This is a genomic window from Celeribacter halophilus, assembly GCF_018860305.1.
GTDB lineage: Bacteria > Pseudomonadota > Alphaproteobacteria > Rhodobacterales > Rhodobacteraceae > Celeribacter > Celeribacter halophilus_A.
Genome location: NZ_JAHKPE010000036.1, coordinates 1 through 19503, shown reverse-complemented (window position 1 = coordinate 19503; position 19503 = coordinate 1). Strand labels below are relative to the sequence as shown.

The 19503-nt window shown below is 52.8% G+C and carries 18 protein-coding genes and 1 pseudogene; 11 read left to right on the top strand and 8 right to left on the bottom strand.

Features of this window, described 5'->3' with window-relative positions:
* Positions 1-481: 481 nt before the first annotated feature.
* From KO492_RS16690 to KO492_RS16660, 8 genes are all read left to right on the top strand, one after another.
* The gene (locus KO492_RS16690) at positions 482-835 is read left to right on the top strand and encodes a hypothetical protein (protein WP_216046007.1); all 354 of its coding nucleotides are present in this window, start codon (positions 482-484) and stop codon (positions 833-835) included.
* Positions 836-899: 64 nt separating this feature from the next.
* On the top strand, positions 900-1454 hold the full coding sequence (locus KO492_RS16685; RefSeq protein WP_252735592.1) for a hypothetical protein: 555 nt from the start codon (positions 900-902) through the stop codon (positions 1452-1454).
* 195 nt (positions 1455-1649) lie between these two features.
* Positions 1650-2849: a DUF1611 domain-containing protein gene (locus KO492_RS16680; RefSeq protein ID WP_216046006.1), complete on the top strand. Its 1200-nt coding sequence runs from the start codon at positions 1650-1652 to the stop codon at positions 2847-2849.
* The gene (locus KO492_RS16675) at positions 2846-3967 is read left to right on the top strand and encodes an alanine/ornithine racemase family PLP-dependent enzyme (protein ID WP_216046005.1); all 1122 of its coding nucleotides are present in this window, start codon (positions 2846-2848) and stop codon (positions 3965-3967) included. Before KO492_RS16680 ends, KO492_RS16675 begins: the two co-directional genes overlap by 4 nt.
* A 108-nt stretch (positions 3968-4075) precedes the next feature.
* Positions 4076-4198, top strand: a complete 123-nt coding sequence (locus KO492_RS18830; protein ID WP_289847594.1) for a hypothetical protein — start codon at positions 4076-4078, stop codon at positions 4196-4198.
* 234 nt (positions 4199-4432) lie between these two features.
* Positions 4433-4750, top strand: coding sequence for an HPF/RaiA family ribosome-associated protein (locus KO492_RS16670; protein ID WP_216046004.1), 318 nt, complete (start codon positions 4433-4435; stop codon positions 4748-4750).
* Between the two features lie 83 nt (positions 4751-4833).
* Positions 4834-5181 carry a hypothetical protein gene (locus KO492_RS16665; protein WP_252735591.1) on the top strand — a complete coding sequence of 116 codons (348 nt, stop codon included), beginning with the start codon at positions 4834-4836 and terminating at the stop codon, positions 5179-5181.
* Positions 5182-5312: 131 nt separating this feature from the next.
* A complete protein-coding gene (locus KO492_RS16660; RefSeq protein ID WP_216046003.1) occupies positions 5313-6596 on the top strand; it encodes an IS256 family transposase in 1284 nt (427 codons plus the stop codon).
* A 710-nt stretch (positions 6597-7306) separates the two neighbouring features.
* On the opposite strand, the gene KO492_RS16655 is transcribed toward KO492_RS16660, so the two are convergent.
* Positions 7307-8215, bottom strand: coding sequence for a LysR family transcriptional regulator (locus KO492_RS16655; protein ID WP_216046002.1), 909 nt, complete (start codon positions 8213-8215; stop codon positions 7307-7309).
* Positions 8216-8308: 93 nt separating this feature from the next.
* On the opposite strand from KO492_RS16655, the gene KO492_RS16650 reads away from it, so the two are divergent.
* The 3 genes from KO492_RS16650 to KO492_RS16640 all read left to right on the top strand — a co-directional run bounded on the left by KO492_RS16650 (position 8309) and on the right by KO492_RS16640 (position 11476).
* The gene (locus KO492_RS16650; RefSeq protein ID WP_216046001.1) at positions 8309-9172 is read left to right on the top strand and encodes an epimerase; all 864 of its coding nucleotides are present in this window, start codon (positions 8309-8311) and stop codon (positions 9170-9172) included.
* A 295-nt stretch (positions 9173-9467) separates the two neighbouring features.
* A complete protein-coding gene (locus KO492_RS16645) occupies positions 9468-10130 on the top strand; it encodes a potassium channel family protein (RefSeq protein ID WP_216046000.1) in 663 nt (220 codons plus the stop codon).
* 50 nt (positions 10131-10180) lie between these two features.
* Entirely contained in the window at positions 10181-11476 is a 1296-nt protein-coding gene (locus KO492_RS16640; RefSeq protein WP_252735590.1) for a TrkH family potassium uptake protein, read from the top strand.
* Positions 11477-11789: 313 nt separating this feature from the next.
* On the opposite strand, the gene KO492_RS16635 is transcribed toward KO492_RS16640, so the two are convergent.
* The 7 genes and pseudogenes from KO492_RS16635 to KO492_RS16605 all read right to left on the bottom strand — a co-directional run.
* Complete coding sequence (locus KO492_RS16635; protein WP_216045998.1) at positions 11790-12671, bottom strand: MurR/RpiR family transcriptional regulator; 882 nt, start codon at positions 12669-12671, stop codon at positions 11790-11792.
* A gap of 24 nt (positions 12672-12695) precedes the next feature.
* A complete protein-coding gene (locus KO492_RS16630; RefSeq protein ID WP_216045997.1) occupies positions 12696-13775 on the bottom strand; it encodes an ABC transporter ATP-binding protein in 1080 nt (359 codons plus the stop codon).
* Entirely contained in the window at positions 13772-14521 is a 750-nt protein-coding gene (locus tag KO492_RS16625; protein WP_216045996.1) for a glycerophosphodiester phosphodiesterase family protein, read from the bottom strand. Before KO492_RS16625 ends, KO492_RS16630 begins: the two co-directional genes overlap by 4 nt.
* Positions 14522-14541: 20 nt before the next feature.
* Positions 14542-15366 carry a carbohydrate ABC transporter permease gene (locus tag KO492_RS16620; RefSeq protein ID WP_216045995.1) on the bottom strand — a complete coding sequence of 275 codons (825 nt, stop codon included), beginning with the start codon at positions 15364-15366 and terminating at the stop codon, positions 14542-14544.
* Positions 15356-16225, bottom strand: a complete 870-nt coding sequence (locus KO492_RS16615; protein WP_216045994.1) for a carbohydrate ABC transporter permease — start codon at positions 16223-16225, stop codon at positions 15356-15358. Before KO492_RS16615 ends, KO492_RS16620 begins: the two co-directional genes overlap by 11 nt.
* A gap of 70 nt (positions 16226-16295) precedes the next feature.
* A complete protein-coding gene (locus tag KO492_RS16610; protein ID WP_216045993.1) occupies positions 16296-17555 on the bottom strand; it encodes an ABC transporter substrate-binding protein in 1260 nt (419 codons plus the stop codon).
* Positions 17556-18258: 703 nt separating this feature from the next.
* Positions 18259-19438, bottom strand: a pseudogene (locus KO492_RS16605) (IS3 family transposase); the annotation flags it as partial.
* Between the last annotated feature and the right edge of the window lie 65 nt (positions 19439-19503).

Genomic DNA, 19503 nt, shown 5'->3' with positions numbered 1-19503 from the left:
GGAAATGAGGGGCACCTCAGTCCAAGACCTCTGTGAGCGCCTCAGCCCCCTCGTTGTAGATGGAAAACCGATATCCATGTCTTCCTCGCAAGCGAGGAATAATACGCTGTCATTGCAATCTCTGTGCCAATACGCTAAGAAGAGATAGCAAGAATATGATTTTCTGCGGCGGGGATGCATCTCATGCCGATGAAAATTGTTTACTTCAATCATTACAATTCAGCTGTCACATCCCCATCGGGGGTATGATGTTTGGGAAGGGTGTCGATGGTATCGTGCACGATCCTGACTCGTGTGACATTCTCCATCCATTTACCATGGACTGGTGTGGCTCCAGACTTCCGGTCGCCACGTATTCTCGCTCCTCCCCGTGCCTCGGAACTTTCCTCGACACGTTTTAGCAAAAGCCTTCACCCAAATTCTGGCCACCAAAAACAAATTCAAACTGCGAGACGGCGCTTTCCCCGTCAAAGGATTTAAAATGACTTTTCCAAAATGGACAAAACCTGGCGTCTACGGTGCTATTGTTGGCGCAGTTGCTATCTCTATTTTCGGTTTTAACTGGGGTGGATGGGTCACCGGTGGCAAAGCCAGTGACATGGCTCAAGAACTTGCAAACGAACAAGTGACACAAGCCATGGTGCCCGTTTGCTTGAGCATGGCAGAAGCCGATCCTAACCGCACAGAAAAGTTGGCAATTCTTCAGAAGGCCTCCGGCTTCAACCGCCGTAATGCCATGCTGGAGACAGGCTGGGCGACCCGTCCGGGAGAAGATGCCCCGAACCGCGACCTTGCGACAGGCTGCCTTGCGGAGCTGGATCTGAATGGATCATAGTTCGAAAACGACACAGACCCTAGATCGAATAGGTTCGAGAGAGTCGAAACCCTCGGATTTGCGAATGGTTGCGACCATGCTCCTTGCCTTAATCAGCTTTTGGGCCCTGCTTTCTGGGCCCGCTTTTTCCCAGCCAATGCCAGAGCATGCCAGCGCGAAAAGTTATGGTGACGGCTGGCAGTGTGATGTTGGATACAGATTAAATGAAGGGATCTGTACAACAATCACCGTGCCCGAAAATGCCTATGCGACCAACCGCACATATGGCGCAGGATGGGCCTGCCGCCATGGATTTCGAGAAACATCCGATGCAATCTGTGTTGAAGTGGTCGTCCCTGAACACGGGTTTCTGGACCCGTCTGGCGAACGTTGGCATTGCATGCGAAAATTTCGCAAAATCGGGAATACATGTCAGGCAATCGTCCTGCCCGCAAACGCATATCTAACAAACAATACCTATGGGGCCGCATGGAAATGTGAGCGTGGATATGCCGCCACAGGGACAGGTTGTGCCACAATTGCGATCCCAGAAAATGCCCATCTTGACCGGTCGGGAAACCGTTGGGAGTGCGACAAAAATTTCCAGAAGTCCAGAAAACGGTGCCTTCTCAACGACTGAAGATGCTTCTGTAAAACCTCGATCAGATTTGGTGGCAATGCCATCACAAACGCATTGATATCCTGACTTCCTCCGGAAAGTGAATGTCTCACGTTTTTGAGACACTCTCAAAAAAATCAACCCAGAAAAACTGGTTCTAACACGAAGTGACGATAACGTCGCTGTCGTTGATGCGACCATCAAAAAGGTACAATCATGAACACCGAAACACATACACCAAACGCAATCCGTCGCCCAACCACAGGAGTAAAAATCTCCGGCTTTTTCCCGAAAGGACAGGCGCACTCAACGAGCGTTACACGGATCACATCCCCACCAACAGCCATTGTCTATTGCGAAGGCAATTTCGCCAAAATTGATGGCAAAACTGCAAATGGTCTTGTGCGTCACTCACAAGCCTATAGTATTCTGTCTGTGATCGATAGCACCCAGAGTGGACGCGATAGCGGAGTTATCCTAGATGATGCCGCGAACAACATTCCAATCTTCAACACTCTGGATGACGCGGTTGCACATAGCGCTGCCGTGCCTGACACACTAATCTATGGAATGGCTCCCTCAACAGGGCGGCTTTCGCCAGCCGATCGCAGCGTGGTACTTGATGCGATTGGACGCGGAATGAACATTGTCAGCGGTCTGCATGAATATCTCGGTGACGACTTTGAAATTGCCGAAGCAGCCTTTCGAGGAGGCGTGACCATACGCGACATCCGCAAACCGAAACGCAGTAAGGATATGCGGCTGTTCGATGGAAGTGTCGCAGGAGTAAACGCATTGCGCATTGCCGTTCTCGGAACCGATTGTGCCATTGGTAAACGAACGACCGCGACAGTTCTCGCCCGCGCCCTGAATGCCCAAGGCATCAAGACGGTACTGGTTGGCACTGGCCAGACAGGGCTGATGCAAGGCGCAAAATACGGTGTCGCGATGGACGCCGTGCCGCCGCAATTCTGTTGTGGCGAGCTTGAGGGGGCAATCGTTGCAGCTGCAGAAGCGGAGCAACCCGATGTTATTTTGATTGAGGGCCAAGGTGCATTGAGTCATCCGGCATTTTGCACATCCGCTTTTATCTTGCGTGGGAGCCAACCGGATGCTGTTATCCTTCAACACGCTCCGAAACGCGTGCATCGTTGTGACTTCCCTGACATGCAAATGCCCACCCCTGCACGTGAGATTGCTTTGATAGAAGCATTTTCCGACACAAATGTTATCGGCGTTACGCTCAATCACGAAGGGATGTCCGAGAATGATATCACAAATGCAATCGCAACATATTCACAAGAGCTAGGGATGCCTGTGACCGATGCACTCAGTCGGCCGGAGGCCCATCTCCTTGCTATGGTCATCGACGCCTATCCGGATTTGCAGCAAGGAGCACCCGTGGCCGCGATATGAGCGGCCCCCGCATTGAAGCGGATCTCGTCAAGCTCCGTCATAACGCGCGGATAGTTGTCGAAAGGCTGAAGGCACAAGGCATAAGCGTCTCTGCCGTAACCAAGGCCGTTTGCGGAGAGCCGGCGATTGCCCAAGCCATGCTGGAGGGAGGGGCTGCAAACCTTGCGGATGCGCGCCTTCGTAATGTCCGAAAATTACGCAAGGCCGGCATAACATGCCCGATTACATTGCTGCGCACACCGATGTTGAGCCAAACCAACGAAGTCGTCACATTATGTGAAGCCAGCTACAACACGGAAATTGCCGTCATCTCGGCTTTGGCGGCGGCGGCTATCCGTTGTGGCACGGTACACAACGTCATTTTGATGGTAGAGATGGGAGATCTGCGTGAAGGGATCATGCCAAAGAATCTCCCCAATGTCGTACAGCAGGTCGAGGACATGCCCGGCGTGATCTTGGCTGGTATAGGTGCAAACTTTGCCTGTCTAAGCGGCATCCCCCCCGATGCGGCCAAAATGCGGGCACTCTCGCGACTGGCAAGCGCCACTGAAAGACAATGTGCCCGTCCGCTCCAAACGATTTCCGGCGGCAACTCTGCAACTCTGCCTTGGGCGCTATCAGGGACCTCCGCTGGTCGCATCAACAATCTCAGGATCGGGGAAGCAATACTTCTGGGTGTCGCCCCCGTGTCGGGAGATAGAATTAACGGGTTGTTCACAGATGCCTTTACGCTAGTCGCCGAGGTTATCGAAACAGATACCAAACCCGCCTCGCCGGTCAACAACATGACGGATCCGGCTTGGCTGCGTGACCGCTTCACCCGAGCCTCTGAAAACGGCAGGCGCCTGATCATTGCCCTTGGACATCAGGACACAGATGTATCCGGACTTGCGATGCCCGCAGGATATGGATTGGTCGGAGTAACCAGCGATCATCTCGTGGTCAGCACAACCGATGCGTCACTTGAGGTCGGATCAAAAGTGAGTTTCCAGATGAACTATAGTGCGTTTATGCGTGCGATGGCTGCACCCGACATCGAAACCATACTGCTCCATGACATACGCGCAGGACATGCCCGGGACGGCGAGGCCTTCGGCAAACAACTGGTCCATGTTTGAGAGATGCGTACCAGACATGCTTCACGACTTTACTCAGGAGAATGACCATTGAAAAAGCTCACAAAAACAAACCTGTTCAAGGCCCAGCTCCCCAAGCCGGAGAAGGCAATGGACAAAACAACCCGATTGGCCAAGAAGATGATTGACGAAGAAGCTGAACGACGTCTTCGCAAAACCGACCGCCTCCGCAACGCGCGACTCGAAATGGAAGCGCGGGCACCGGAAGACTAAACTGACTCCTATTTAATCGGACACCAGAGGGACGTTTGCGGCAATGCAGAAGCGACTTAAGAAGCGCATGTTGCCACCATTTGTGTTCGTGGCCGTTAAACGAAGAAATGAGGTGTCCGGAACGTGCTTGGTCTCGTCACCTGATCTGGAACATATCGCGGCACAATCAAACATGTTGATAATAGTCTGACTCCCAAGTTGTCTCTTTTGGGAGATATTATGAAGGATATCAAAATGCGTATCGAAGTCAGCACGGCCAACAGCATCAACGGCAGTGAAGCACTCACCAGCCAAATCAAGGGATTGATACAGCATGAACTGACCAACCTTGAAGAGCACATCACCAGAATCGAGGTCCACGTCAGCGACGCAAATGCCGACAAATCTGGCCCCGACGATATGAAGTGCTCGCTGGAAGCACGGCTCAAAGGCCAACAACCTATAGTCGTCACGGATACGGCTACGACTATAGAGCAGGCAACGAAAGGTGCTGCGGGTAAAATGAAAAGCTCTCTGGAGCGCACTCTCGGGAGACAATCGGACCGTCGCTAAAATTGCGGGCAATAGTTTTCATCTGTTCCTGATCAATTTACTACCTCGGACAACGAAACAGCTTTAGAAAATGGACTGACATTATGGTGGACGAAGACGAGCTTTGGGCGATTGAAGAGAAGTTTTGGTTACAAGGCGCAGACAGTGCGCGAACTATGACGGCAAAGGGCGCAGTCTTTGTCCTGCCACTCCCATCGGGAATTCTTCAGGGAGATGCTATGTGGCGTGAGGACTTAGTCGCGCAGAGATGGAGGTCTGTTGTGTTTTCTGAACGTTACTACCAGCAGGAAAAGGACGTCTCCATATTGGCTTACCACGCCTCAGCAGAGCGCAGCGACACACCAATCTACGAAGCTCTTTGTACATCCACCTATCTGCGTGATGATGGGAAATGGCTGAGAATTATGCACCAACAAACCCCCATAGGATAGACTCCCAAAGGTCGCTCCATGGGGGCAAGAGCGGGGATGTCCCGGTTGGTGTTGAAACTTTGAAAAAGGGTGGCGTTGCTTCCCCTGAGCCGTAGGCTCTGGGTGTTCAAACCAAGAAAGGAAGCAACACCATGAAGACGAGTACCACATCTGCCAGTGCCCTGGCCACCGCGCCTGTTGGGCCTTCGCTTGTCGAAGACGCCCATGGCGCGCTGACGAAGAGCTTCGAGCAATTCTGCCTGATGGCGGGCATCGAAAGCCTAACACAGATGATGAACGAAGACGTGGCCCGATTGGCGGGGGATCGTTATGAGCATTGCTCTGATAAACCCGGTTACCGTTGGGGCCACACGAAATCCCAAGCAGGCTTTCACGGGGGCAAGGTCGAGGTCAATCGCCCGCGCGTGCGCAGCAAGGCGACGGGCAAGGAAATGTCCCTCCCAAGTTGGGAAGAGATCTCTGCTGGCGGGTATCTCGACCAATGGGCCGTGAACCTGATGGTGATGAACATGGCGACGCGCAAGTTCGACCGCGCTGTGCGACTGCCGGAAGCTGGCGTCTCTGCGGAGGCGGGCAGCGGCCTATCCAAGTCTGCGGTCTCCCGGCGGTTCAAGGCGCTGACGCAGGCCAAATTGGATGAATGGATGGCCTCCGATCTGTCGGAGCTGGATCTGGTCGCTATCCAGATCGACGGGCTGCATCTGGACGATCATCTGCTGATGCTTGGCGCTGTCGGGATTGAGGCTTCCGGGCAAAAGCACCCTTTGGGTGTCGTCGAAGGGGCGACAGAGAACGCCGCGACGGTGCAAGCCCTGCTCGACAATCTCATCGAACGGGGAGTGGATCCCGAGGGCTGCTACTTGTTCATCGTGGATGGGGCCAAGGCTCTGAGCAAGGCGCTGCGCCGAACCTTCGGGGCGGACATTCCCATCCAGCGCTGTCAGGTCCACAAGGCGCGCAACATCACCGACCGTCTCGCTCCCAAGCATCATGCCGCTGTCCGCCGCGCCCTGAAGCAGGTCTGGGAGATGGACGATGCTGAAAAGGCCGAGCGCCTGATCCGCAATCTCGCACGGCGCTTTGAGCAGGAGGCCCCTGATGTCTCGCGGTCGATCTTGGAAGGGCTCGACGAAATCCTCACCGTCGTCAGGCTTGGGCTTCCACTTGAACTCAGGCGCTCATTGGCCAGCACCAATATCATCGAGTCGATGAACAGCGTCATCCGACAGGTCTGCCGGAACGTGAAGCGGTGGCGGAATGCCAAGATGGCCTTGCGCTGGACAGCCGCAGGCATGTTCGAAGCCAAGAAGGGCTTCCGGCGTCTCAAGGCCTACAAGCAACTGCCCATTCTAAAGCAGGCCCTTCTTGACCACCGTCAAAACGGCCAGCTTGACCAAGTCAAGGACGCCGCATAACCTCACAACAAGCAGCGCCCCTCAGGCGAGTTTCAACAGAGAGCGGGACATTCCCCGGCAAGAGCCCAAATCTACAGTTAACATCACATCTCTACAGCAGCTTTGCCAACGTTTGACATCAGCACTTGTGGGTCCAAATAGGGTGATTTGATATGAGAGTGCTTTTGGCTCATCGCAACCACTGAGGAGTGGTACACGCGAAAGACAACGGGAACACGCAAAAAGCGGGCATTAATTTGGTTCCAATGAATGGCAATTTTGTCCGCACACCAACGTTTGCCCCACCAAAATACTGCGCTCTGCACCAATGGCCGCTTCGAGGGGCCGCGCCGCAGCAATAGGGAGGCATGGTCAATGCCTGCTGTGGGCCGGTCGTGTCGATCGTCGAGAACGGCCCTTAGCGGATATCGAACGAGCCTTGCGTCGCCGCGCCGCAGCTTCCTAGAAACGGACACTGGAACAGTTGCGCTGCATTTTGACATGCTGGACGGCGGCATCGCGGACCTTGCTGCCGCCTGCGGCACTGGCCAGTGATTGTACCTCCGCCGTTTGCCCAATTCAGGGAGGAGCCTTTTCCGCGATCCGATGGGGCGCGCCATCCGAGGTTCTGCGATGGCTGCGACCGTCCACATCAAGGGTTCCGCATTCGACGGTGATCACAGCCGGTCCTGATCTGATGGTGATGAACTGTTCATTGTAGAGAAATCAGATCAATCCATATAAACTTTAGGATTAGTGAGGCTCGTGATCCCCTTCGCCAATATCTCGCGCACACGGGCAATCCGAGGCACATTACGCAGCGCTTTGGGGACCACAAGCCAAACAGGGAGTGCTGGCAAGCTTACGAAATCTGCTATGCGCTCCACACGCGGCTCAGCGTCGCCGAGTATACGTTGGAAGCCGCCCACACCGCAACCGGCACAGACAAGAGACCAATTGACCAGTTGATCGTCGCAGCGAAGCGCGAAATCGTCACGCGTTACGTGGAGGCCGTTCTCGGCCATAAGGCGCAGCATCATCTCAGATTGGTCATATCCCACGAAATCCAGCTTCATCAGCGCCTCAGGGCTTTCCGGTCGCCCCATACGTTCGATGTAGCTACGCGCGGCGTAGAGCCCGAGTGGGAGTTCGGAGATCTTTTGTGCGACAAGATCACCACGCTCGGGTCGGAACATCCGCAACGCGATATCTGCCTCTCGGTATATCATATTTTCAGGGATGTCTGAGGCCACAAGATCAACCTGTATTCCCGGTTCCTCTTGTCTTAGGCGCGCAAGGATTGGCGGTAAATGCCAGTAGGATACGATCCGCGACGCGGTTATGCGCACCCGCCCTTCTAAGTTGGCACTTCGTCCGGCAGCGGTTAGCGCGATACGGGCCGCCGCCTGTTCCATCGTGCAAACATGCTCGAAAAGTTGATGGCCGAGAGGTGTAAGGCGCTGCCCGCTCGGTGTACGCGTGAAGAGCGGCTGTTCAAGTGTCGTCTCAAGCGCCCGAATGTGTCGCCCGAGTGTCGGCTGGCTAATGCCGCAGTCCCGCGCTGCCGCAGAAAGCGATCCCGCTTTGGCGACATGTAAAAAGCTCCGAAGGAGCGCCCAGTCCAATCCACAAATATCCATTCATATATGAATAACCGCAATGCATATGATAGCAATACCCATTCGAACATGCTTGCGCAACAATAGTCGGGCAACAAAGCACAAGGAGCTTTCATGTCCAGAACCGTTCTTATTCTCGGGGCTTCGGGTTTTGCGGGCAAAGCCTTCGATCGGGCATTTTTTACGGATGGATGGAGGATCCGCCGCTATCAGCGCGGAACCGATCCTGCCGAAGCCGCACGTGGCGTCGATCTTATCATAAATGCGATGAACCCACCGAACTATCATGACTGGGCACGGCAGATACCCAAGATTACCGAGCTTGCCATGACCGCCGCGCGGACAAGCGGAGCACGCGTTCTTATCCCTGGAAATGTCTATGTTTATGGCCGCCAGCCCGGCCCGTGGTCAACTGACACGCCGCACAGCCCCTGCAGCCGGAAGGGAAAAATTCGAGCCGACATGGAAGCCGCTTGGCGCGAGTCACGCTTGCCCGTGACGATCCTGCGCGGCGGAGACTTCATCGATGAGCAGCGTCGGGGGCAGGCCATCGGCTTGGTGGTCCTTAAAAAGCTGCACACGGCCAGGGTCACGGCAATGGGTGAGCCGAAGATACAGCGTGCCTATGCCTATTTGCCTGATTTTGCACGTGCCGCAGCCATTTTATCCAAATCGGATGATCTGCCTATTTTTGCTGATATTCCTTTTCCCGGACACAGCTTCAGCATCAATGACCTGGTCGCAGAGATTGAGCGGCAGACTGACAGCAGGTTAGAGATCAACCACTTTCCCTGGTGGGCGCTTCGCCTGAGCGCCCCGTTTTGGGAGTTGGGCCGAGAGCTTCTCGAACAGCGATACCTGTACGATCACCCGCACAGTTTGGATGGCGCATGCTTTGAAGCTCTTTGTCCACATTTCGATCATACACCTCTGGAAAAAGTAATTGCTCGGCTCATTCAACTTCACACATCTGGTTAACTATTTGAGCCTGAGGTTTGAGCTTGGAACCTAAAAGATTAAGGGTAACACAGTTTACTCAGAAAGAAGTCGAACCAAGAAAATGTTGCTCGATACACGAATGGCTGCTTCGGCGGACTGCGGTGCGGTATTGCAATGGATAGCGAACGGCAGGATTGGGCCGTTCATGTCGATCAAACCGAGATCGCTTAACGCGTATGCGGCGATGCGGCTAACGGCAGGAACGAGCCCATGTTGACATCTTTTTGCTTTGCGGCAATGTTCCGCGGCAGTCAAATTGGATGGACACAACGCATTGAATATCAAAAAACGAACATTTGGTGTCGTTGGTCTGGGCAACTTCGGAAGTTCGGTTGCAAAGGAACTGCAGCGGTTCGGCAACCACGTAATCGGCATCGACATCTCCGAGGCGCGTGTCGCCAGCCTTGCAGATACCTTATCACAAGCCATGATCGTCGATGCCCGGGATGACGCAGCGCTGCGTGATGCCGGTTTCAGCGACTGTGATACTGCTGTCGTTGCTATGGGTGATGATTTGGAAGCCAGCATCCTGTCGGCGATGAACCTCAAACTTGTCGGCGTTCAGGTCGTTTGGGCCAAGGCCGCCACAAAAACCCACCACCGAATTCTTAAAAAACTTGGCGTGGACAGGATCGTTCACCCGGAGGTCGAGGTCGGTCAACATATCGCGCAAATTCTGAACAACCCGCTGATGCGGGACTATGTCAGCCTCGGAAACGGCTTTCATGTGGTGAACTTCCGCATCCCCGAGAGCCTCGAAGGCCGACGCCTGAACGAGTTGCCACATGGCAAGACCTACAATCTTCGCTGCATCGGGATTATGAGAGGGAGTGAATTCATCGGACAGGACGGCTCAGAGTGCCAGTTACAGCGCGATGACCTGCTTCTACTGCTGGGCCAGCGGAACGACCTTCACAGCTTTGCAGCCAGCCTCTAATCATGACTGCACCATTCCGGAGTTTTCTCAGGCGGAAGAAAAAACTGCGAATGCCCCCGCCTGCACTGTTGTCGCTTTTCTACATGGCCCTGATCCTTCTGGGCGCTATATTTCTCTGGTTGCCCATCTCGCATTACGGTGACATCGGTCCGAGCGAAGCTCTATTCACAGCGACCTCGGCGGTGACAGTCACCGGGCTTGCTCTTGCCGATACCGGATCCGCCTTCACCGGATTTGGTCAAGCTATAATTGCGGTGCTCATCCAGCTTGGTGGGCTCGGTCTTATGACCTTTGCGGTACTCTTGCTCGGAGCTCTGGGGATCCCTGTCGGCATGCCGCAACGGCTGATCCTGCGCGAAGACCTAAACCAGACTTCGCTGTCGAACCTCACGTATATTGCTCGCATGATCCTGGTCATCGCCCTCGCCTGCGAGACGGTTGGCGCCGCACTTCTGGCTTTAATATTTGTCCCTGAATTTGGTTGGACGGGCCTTTGGCAGGCGGTCTTTCATTCGGTCTCGGCCTTCAACAATGCCGGGTTTGCCCTGCACCCCGACAGTCTTTCGCAATGGGTTGGAAACCCGATTGTCAATCTGGTGATCCCCGCTCTTTTTATCTTGGGTGGGCTGGGCTTCATCGTTGTGGGGGATATCTATAAAACACGAAGCTGGCGCAAACTAACTCTACATTCCAAGCTAATGCTTGTTGGCACCGCTTTCCTGATCGTCTGGGGTAGTGTCATGTTCGGCCTCTTGGAATGGCGAAATCCCGAGACTCTGGGACACCTAAGCACCATCGACAAGCTGTGGGCGAGTTGGTTTCAGGGGGTCACCCCGCGCACCGCAGGCTTTAACACGATTAACACCGGCGGAATGCATGACAGCACGTCCCTGCTGACTATGACGCTGATGCTGGTCGGCGGCGGCAGCACCTCGACAGCGGGAGGAATCAAGGTCACCACACTATTCGTCCTACTGCTTGCCACGGTCGCTTTCTTTCGGCGTCAAACCACGTTGCATGTCTTTGGTCGATCCTTAGGGGTGGAGGAGATCATGAAGGTTCTCGCACTGACGACAATATCCATGCTGCTCGTCTTGACAGGGATCTTCGTGATGGCAATCAACCACGATGGTCAATTCATCGACGTGGCATTCGAAGTGACATCCGCCTTTGGAACAGTGGGCCTGTCGCGCGGGATCACGGGTGAGCTTGATGGCATCGGGCGCGGCATCATCATGACGATCATGTTCGTCGGGCGCGTCGGCCCTTTGGCAATCGGCTTCTTCCTCGCCACCCGCAGCGTTCCAAAGGTGAAATATCCCGCAGGGCAGATTTACTTAGGGTGAAATGCAGCCAAGCTCAACAGCGGTTGTTTTTCTTCTTTAGCCACGACCTATGATGTCGCTTCTAACGGCGGCTTTGTCCGCACAGCAGTCATTTGGCGAAAGGGACTAACACGTCGACTTCCGGCCCTGAGCGGACATCTATGCCTCACGAAACAGATCGCTGGTCCTGCGCATAACGGTCATCGGCGAGAAGTGCAGCGAACTTCCGCTATTCATATAGCCAACATCGACGAGGTCGCACGCTTATTTGTTTATCAGCTCAAGCCAGAAGTTAAATGGAACCAGCTCAATAAACTGCGCCCCCCATGCAATCCTATTTGATCACGCGATTAAGGTCTTCTCTCACCCGCTTGAAAGTATTTAAAGACCGCATGGTTTTTCCTGCATCGATGCTTGCAAGATCAAGGATGATTGTGTTGGCTATGGTCATAGGAACGACCAAAGACTGGGATTCCCCTGCACCACCCCGCGAGACGCATATCTGACTATTTTTAGGCCCCTTTATGCGAGTGTCTTCAACATCACAAAGTATGAGGCACGCGGCATCACGCTCACCGGCTAAATCTGTAAGGTGTTTGAGCTGCGTTGTGGTGCCACGAAAGCAACTCAAGAACAGAACATCACGGGGCCCCATCGTATAAACCCATTCCACCTGTTGCTGTTCTACGCTGCCCAAATCAATTGCTTCGTAGCCAGAACGTCGAAGACGCAACGCAATCAATTTTGCGAGTGCCGTTCCATGGCTTGTTCCAACTGTAAAAATGCGCCGTGCATTGTAAAGAACCTCAGAAAAAACGCGGATTTGCGCATCGGTCACGTTATCGCGTAAATGTTCAAGAGCAGACACTTCACTATCGATAAGCGATGACAGCAGCCCCCCCTCACCCGCGCGCGCAAGTCGTGCAGCGATCCGCGCTGTCGGGTCTGCAAATTCATCTTGCCCCTCCATCAAGCTGGTTTGCATAAAGGCTCGAAATTCGGGGTAGCCTTTGAACCCCAAACGCCGCGCAAGGCGCATAGCCGATGCGGGATGCACCCCTGCCCGCGACGCCACCTCAGTACTATTTTCGAATGCCCCGCGGATCGGGTCGCTGGTTAACACCTTAAGAAGGCGCGTATCAGCATCCGTTAATTTTCCAAAATGCTGAGTGATAAGTTGAGCGAGGTCCGTGGGGGGATTGTGGCGATCAATCATAAATGAATTTCCCGCTGCGGAGCATCAGGCAGTCTCTTTCACATGCGTTTTGGGCATCTGACTGTGATGCACTACTGGAAGGTCTAATCTAACCCCAGATATAGCATCAAAGCACAGTACTTGCGAAGGATCTAATGACAGCCATATCTTATCCCCTTCATGCGGCAATTCTTCGCCTCGCGCCACAACCGCTGACAGTCGGCCAGCTTCACTTTCGCAGTGTACGATGAAAGTCACCCCTGTCATTTCAGTCAGAACGACGCGCGCAGTGATGGACGGCCCGCCGACTGGACTGCGATTTAAGCTTAAGGCCTCAGGCCGGAACCCAACATCGATATCACGCGCGCCACCCCAATCATCAATACAGTCAGATGGGACAAAATTCATGGCAGGCGACCCTAAAAAACCAGCAACAAAGCGATTGACCGGCTGATCGTAAATCATATCTGGAGTGTCAAATTGCTGTAGATGTCCGTCCTTCATCACCGCGACACGGTCAGCCAATGATAAAGCCTCGGTTTGATCGTGAGTCACATAGATGATCGTCGCGCCAAGTTGACGGTGCAAGTCTTTAATTTCAGTGCGCATGGCAACCCGTAGTGCATTGTCCAGATTTGACAAAGGCTCATCCATTAAGAATGTCGAACAGTCTCGCGCCATTGCACGCCCCATTGCAACACATTGGCGTTGCCCACCAGACAGCGCGCCAGGCTTGCGATCCAAATACGATGTAAGCTGCAATGTTTCAGCCACAGATCGAGCCCGTTTTAGGCGTTCCACTTTTGGCACTTTGCGCAATTCCAATCCAAACGCGATATTTTCCAAAACTGTCATATGCGGATACAATGCATAGTTTTGAAAGATCATCCCGATGTCCCGGACCTGTGGCGGCAGGTCATTCGCCCGTTTGCCATCAATCAGCAGTTCACCTTGCTCACAAGGGTCAAGTCCTGCCAATAGCCGCAACAACGTGGACTTTCCACATCCCGAAGGACCAACAACAACAATGAATTCGCCGTGCTGGATATCCATGGATACGCGATGTAAAATCTGTGGCCCGCCCGCATAGGATTTACGAATGTCTTTCAAAGAAATCGCGCTCATTGGGCTGCCTCTTGCATAAATGCTTTGCGCACCGCAATCGCCAGATTGGGGCGGTCTGTTGTGAACACTTTGGCCTGTATCGCCAGTGCTTTTCTGATCTGAGTTTCCGTATGTGCGGCCCAACACCCAAAGTTTAGACCAGCGTCAGTCACCTGCATCATCACATCTTCACTGACGTGATCGATGTTCAAGCCAATCTCTCGGATGTCATGCTGTTTTGCCACGTCAATCACTGTCGCTATCCCCAGTTGTTTTTGCACTGCTGGGCTGACAAGCCACAGACAAGGACGCACTGTGTGACGCTTGATCTCATCAAGGTTGGCAATCAAAAAAGACGAAAAAACTGTACGTTCCAACATGGCGTTTTGGGACAATTCCTTGATCACTTTTGGCACAAAATTTGCATAAGGCGCGCCGTTTTGATCTGGCTTAAATTCACACCTGAAATTCACCGAACTATGCTGATACAATGCGCAAAGCTCTTTGAGCGATATGGGATGTTCATCAATGCCATAGTCGATGGTTGCGGCACGAATTTCGGCCTCAGTAAGCGCGTTTAGCGCCCCAGTACAATCTGTTGTTCGATCAAGTGTCGGGTCATGATGCACCATGATAGCACCATCTTTGCTTGGGTGCAGGTCAAACTCGACCTCCTCCAGAGGCAGGGACGCCGTTTCGCGAAATCCGAATGGCGTGCTGTCACCATACTCCAGCGTGCCCCCACGATGCGATGCAATGCGTGTCATATTACTAATCCTAGTGTGCGTCATTTTACTGCTCCCATCATCATGCCGCGTATCAAATGACGTTCGACCAAGATGAAACCAACAAGAACGGGTAAAATGGTGATGGTTGAGGCCGCCATAACGAGCGGCCAATCGATGATATCTTCGCCCGGATTCACGCGGTACAGGCGTGCCAAACCGATCTGCAATGTGTAAAGATCTTCGCGTCCAATCGCGACAAGCGGCCAAATATAATTGTTCCACTCCGAGATAAAAATATAGAGCCCCATTGACAGGATAGCGGGCTTTGACAACGGAATGATCACCCGCCACAACACTTTCAAAGGCGATGCCCCGTCCATGTACGCCGCTTCATCCAGCGCGCGCGGAATGCCGCGAATATATTGGCGCAAGAAAAAGGCCGCAAATCCATTGGACACCGCGGGCAAAACCAATCCCGCATAGGTATCCAGCAAACCCGCCTTGGCCAGCGTGAGATAGTTCGGGATCAAAGTGATATGACTTGGGATCATCAATGTCGCCACGACAGCCCCAAACAACAGATTACTTCCCGCAAATGTATAGCGCGCAAAGGCAAACGCGGCACAGGTCGCGACGGCCAAACCAATGAGCGTCACAAGTCCGGACACGATCACTGAATTCACCAGGTATCGCGCGAAATTATATTGTCCGATCGCCAGCTCATAGTTGCGCAAGGTGAACTCTATATTGCCCGTGTAGTAGGCATCAGCCGTCTGAAACGACATCCAGATAGAATACAGAACAGGTGACAAAAACAGCAGACCAGCGGCCAGAGCGAGGACAGCCAAAAATGGATTTTCAGGCTTCATATTTTCAGGCTTCATAATGTACCTTTCGGCCAATAATGCGGGATTTAACCACCGCCAATGTGATGAGGAATGCGAATAGCAACACCGCCAAGGCAGATCCCACACCAATGTCGAAGAGATTGAACCCCACGCGGTACAACATATTGACCAACATATCCGTCGCTCCCGCAGGTCCGCCTTTGGTCATAACGTCAACGATGGTGAAAACTTGAAAAGCTTCGATCACTGAAATCATAAGCAAAAAATACGTTGTCGGCATCACAAGCGGCACAGTGATGCGGCGAAAGACATGGGCCTTGCGCCCCCCATCAACAGCCGCTGCGTCATACAGTTCAGGCGCAATCGCTTGCAGGCCCGCGATATATATAATGATGTCGTAGCCAAGTTGTTTCCACGTATTGACAAAGATCAACACCCACAGGGCAATATGCGGCTCTTGCAACCATGCCACTTTTGGCAAACCAAAGCTCGACAGCAGCGCATTCATCATGCCGTAATCTGTCGAAAAGACCCAAGAAAACACCACGCCGATGGCAACGGTCGACGTGACAGATGGCAAAAACAGCGCGCCTCGCATCAAACGCGAGACCAAAGTTTCACGTAAAAGTTGATTGGCGATGAACAGTGCCAAAAGCAAACGCAGCGGCACCGATATAATAGCAAAGATCGCCGTCACGCGCAGAGCGTTCCAAAATTCTCGACTGTCCAAAAGCAGGCGATAATTATCAAACCCGACATAAGGCTTGGTCGGCGATAGAAAGTCCCATTCGCGCAGGCTAAGGTTCATGCTTTGAGCGATCGGGATGTAGGTGAAAACCGCGATGAATCCGAGCAGCGGCAGCACAAAAAGATAGGGCGTAATACGGCGCAACATAAAGTGGCCTTCCAAATCATGAAACGAGGCCCCAACGCATTGGAGCCTCGCTTGTGTGTTGAGTTCCGGATTATTTTTTAAGACGCTCAGCTTCTGCGCGCGTGCGTTCAGCAAACTCGTTCAAGACGTCTGGTACTTCACGTTGGCCCAATGCCATAGCTTGCCATAGATCATATTCAGAGGCGCGCATCCACGTCACAACCGGAGGACGAGGGCGTCCGCGAGCAACATCAAGTTGATTGATGGCCACATCGATGCCGGGCTTTTCAGCCAGCGCTTCTATCGCAAGAGGTTGTTCTGCGGTGTTTTTATTGATCGGCATGTAACCTGTCTCTGAAAACCATATAGCATTGGATTCAGGAGAGGCCGCAAAGCTAATGAATTTATATGCCGCGTCTTGAACCTCTTGTTCTGATGTAGACAAAATACCGATCCCTGCCCCGCCGATTGGCACGGCGCAGACTTTATTGCACGGCATCGGCACGACAGCCAAATCGTCACCCAAAGCTGACGTCGAGCGCCCGTAGTTGCCAGTCGAGTTGATCATCATACCAACTTTGCCAGCCAAAAATGCATCACGACCGTTGTTTTCTTTGGTCACGCCATCGGGCGAGGCCACTTTGTGCTCATGCACCAACGACGCCATGAATTCATAGGCTTCAATCGTATTTGGCGCGTCGAGCAAAATATCACCAGAAACGCTATCGATCAGGTCACTGTCATTGTCCATGACCAGACCCCAGCGCGCAAATTGCCCGGGAGCGGCAATGCCAGAAATACCCTCATCGCCAAGCATTTCTGTGATCTGTTTCGCCGCAGCCAACAGGTCATCATACGTGTTCAAAGGTGTGTTCTCGTCCAAGCCAGCTTGTTGGAAAATCGCTTTGTTGAAGTACAAAACAGGCGTCGAGGAATTGAACGGTACAATGTAGTTTTTGCCCTCATACACGCCGACTTCGCGGGCGAAGTTGAACAGATCATCTTTAAGTGGGTCTGCCTCAACATAGGCTGTCAAATCTTTCAACACACCGCGATCCGCGAACAAACCGTATCGTGTGACTTCCATGATCACCGCATCAGGCGCGCGCCGCGCAGGGATCGCCGCTTGAAGCTTCGTGACGATGTCGTTGTAGTTGCCGATCTCTTGCGCATCAATTTTGATATCTGCGTTTTCCGTTTCAAAATTTTCAATGATACGGTTCAGCGCATCACCAGAAGATCCACCAAAACTGTGCCAGAATTCAACGGTCACATCCGCCGCGGCTAGAGTCGTTGATCCCAGCAAAGCCAGCAGCCCTGCGCTTGTAATATTCTTGATATGTGCAATCATTCTAACACCCATTTTGCAATATAAATTGCAGTTTCGTTAAGGTACGAAATAGGCAGGCATTGTAACGATAATAATAATAACACATGAAAAATAGGCAACAAACATGGCTTAGCGCAATGTACCTGCGCCCTTTTGCGAGCAATGATTGCCATTAAGGAAAAATAAATTACAACGGCTGGATGCAACGGGAAAGGTATGCGGTACCCCGTCATGCAACAGGTCGATGATATTGCTGTAAGTGGATAAGAATTAAGTACTGATATCGAGATCAATCTGCCGATTGTCTCTTTCGATTGATCGCACCACTGCATCTTGTCGGAAAGCCGGAGGTCCGGTTGGGGCCGTTCTTACCACAGCTCGAGACCGTATTGTCCCACGCATCGTATCGGTGACCAACCGCGTATGGACTTTGGTCAGCGGCATAAAATCTGAGATGAATTTTGAGTACAAAATGGCGGGTTCCAGTCTTGCCCGGAATAGGTTTCAATTCATTTAGGACAGCCGAAATAAACTGATTCTAAATCAAACACTTAACTTTTCCCTAGGTTCCAATCTTCACCGGACGCCACATCAAATGTGATGTTCGGTCAAAATTGGAACCTAACCGGTCCAACTTGAAACCTTGATCGGGCAAGACTGGGGTCTGGGGCCAGAAAAGCCATTTTTTCTTATAGATTTTTGAGTTTTTTACCGCACTGCCACCTTCTTGGTTCACGTTTGGCTGTCTGTTTTCGAAGTCGACGGGCGATAGCATCCCGTTTCTGACATGTTTGCGTTTCGGGTTATAGAACATTTCGATGTAGTCGAAGATATCCTGCCTGGCCTGTTCACGGGTCTTGTAGGTGCGGCGGCGGACACGTTCACGCTTGAGCAAATTGAAGAAGCTTTCAGCGACCGCACTCGACCATTGTTCTTGAACCAATGGCGAACAAGGTCTCGTTCGTGGCAATTACCGCGTCTGCTCATCGAATGTTCAATGTTATGGGCCCGCAGAAATGCGGCCCAATCTCGGCTGGTGTATTGCGAGCCTTGATCAGTGTGAATTAGCACGGTTTGCTTTGGCTTGCGCCGCCAGACAGCCATCAGCAGCGCTTGTAGGACAAGGTCGGTTGGTTGCCTTGATTGCGTGGCCCAGCCGATCACTCGACGCGAGTAGAGATCGATAACGACGGCCAGATAAAGGAACCCTTCGTAGGTTTTGATGTAGGTAATATCTGAGATCCAAGCCGTATCAGGCTCAGCGACATCAAACTGCCGATCCAACGTATTATCGATGGCGACAGACGGTTTGCCGCCATACTTGCCAGGCTTGCGTTTGTAGCCGATCTCTGCGCGGATCCCTGCCAAACGAGCCAGTCTGGCAACACGGTTTGGGCAGCTGGTCTCGCCCAATTCCATGAGATCATCATGCAGTTTGCGATAGCCGTAGACCTTGCCGCTGTCTTTCCATGCATCTTTGAGCAACTTCGTCTGGCGCGCATCCTCACGCGCACGGTGGCTTAATGGGTTCTTAACCCATGCGTAGAACCCGCTAGGATGGATGTTGAGGCAGCGGCACATCCTGCGCACCGAAAAGGTGCGGCGATTCTCGGCCACAAACGCGTACTTCATTTTACATCCTTGGCGAAGTACGCGGCTGCCTTTTTTAAGATATCTCGCTCCTCAGTCATCCGCGCCAGCTCACGCTTGAGCCTCCGGTTCTCAGCCTCGTGGTCAACAGATGATGCCTGTGACGCAGCCTTCGCGTAAAGCTTCATCCATTTGTAGAGTGAATAAGTGCTGACACCCAATCGCTCTGAAACCTCACGAACTGGATATCCACGCACCGTGATCTGATGCACCGCATCACGCTTGAAATCCTCACTGAAATTTGGCTTCCCCATAACGGCCTCCTTGCCTCAAAATTAGGGAAGAAAGCGTCTACAATACTAGCAACTGTATTTATGTT

Excerpts from the sequence above, each read along its gene's own strand:
- KO492_RS16675 (WP_216046005.1), top strand. The coding sequence starts at position 2,846 with ATGAGCGGCCCCCGCATTGAAGCGGATCTCGTCAAGCTCCGTCATAAC.
- KO492_RS16615 (WP_216045994.1), bottom strand. The coding sequence starts at position 16,225 with ATGTTGCGCCGTATTACGCCCTATCTTTTTGTGCTGCCGCTGCTCGGA.
- KO492_RS16630 (WP_216045997.1), bottom strand. The coding sequence starts at position 13,775 with ATGAGCGCGATTTCTTTGAAAGACATTCGTAAATCCTATGCGGGCGGG.
- KO492_RS16660 (WP_216046003.1), top strand. The coding sequence starts at position 5,313 with ATGAAGACGAGTACCACATCTGCCAGTGCCCTGGCCACCGCGCCTGTT.
- KO492_RS16665 (WP_252735591.1), top strand. The coding sequence starts at position 4,834 with ATGGTGGACGAAGACGAGCTTTGGGCGATTGAAGAGAAGTTTTGGTTA.
- KO492_RS16670 (WP_216046004.1), top strand. The coding sequence starts at position 4,433 with ATGCGTATCGAAGTCAGCACGGCCAACAGCATCAACGGCAGTGAAGCA.
- KO492_RS16635 (WP_216045998.1), bottom strand. The coding sequence starts at position 12,671 with ATGATTGATCGCCACAATCCCCCCACGGACCTCGCTCAACTTATCACT.
- KO492_RS16640 (WP_252735590.1), top strand. The coding sequence starts at position 10,181 with ATGCCCCCGCCTGCACTGTTGTCGCTTTTCTACATGGCCCTGATCCTT.
- KO492_RS16655 (WP_216046002.1), bottom strand. The coding sequence starts at position 8,215 with ATGGATATTTGTGGATTGGACTGGGCGCTCCTTCGGAGCTTTTTACAT.
- KO492_RS18830 (WP_289847594.1), top strand. The coding sequence starts at position 4,076 with ATGGACAAAACAACCCGATTGGCCAAGAAGATGATTGACGAAGAAGCT.
- KO492_RS16620 (WP_216045995.1), bottom strand. The coding sequence starts at position 15,366 with ATGAAGCCTGAAAATATGAAGCCTGAAAATCCATTTTTGGCTGTCCTC.
- KO492_RS16650 (WP_216046001.1), top strand. The coding sequence starts at position 8,309 with ATGTCCAGAACCGTTCTTATTCTCGGGGCTTCGGGTTTTGCGGGCAAA.
- KO492_RS16680 (WP_216046006.1), top strand. The coding sequence starts at position 1,650 with ATGAACACCGAAACACATACACCAAACGCAATCCGTCGCCCAACCACA.
- KO492_RS16690 (WP_216046007.1), top strand. The coding sequence starts at position 482 with ATGACTTTTCCAAAATGGACAAAACCTGGCGTCTACGGTGCTATTGTT.
- KO492_RS16625 (WP_216045996.1), bottom strand. The coding sequence starts at position 14,521 with ATGACACGCATTGCATCGCATCGTGGGGGCACGCTGGAGTATGGTGAC.
- KO492_RS16610 (WP_216045993.1), bottom strand. The coding sequence starts at position 17,555 with ATGATTGCACATATCAAGAATATTACAAGCGCAGGGCTGCTGGCTTTG.
- KO492_RS16685 (WP_252735592.1), top strand. The coding sequence starts at position 900 with ATGGTTGCGACCATGCTCCTTGCCTTAATCAGCTTTTGGGCCCTGCTT.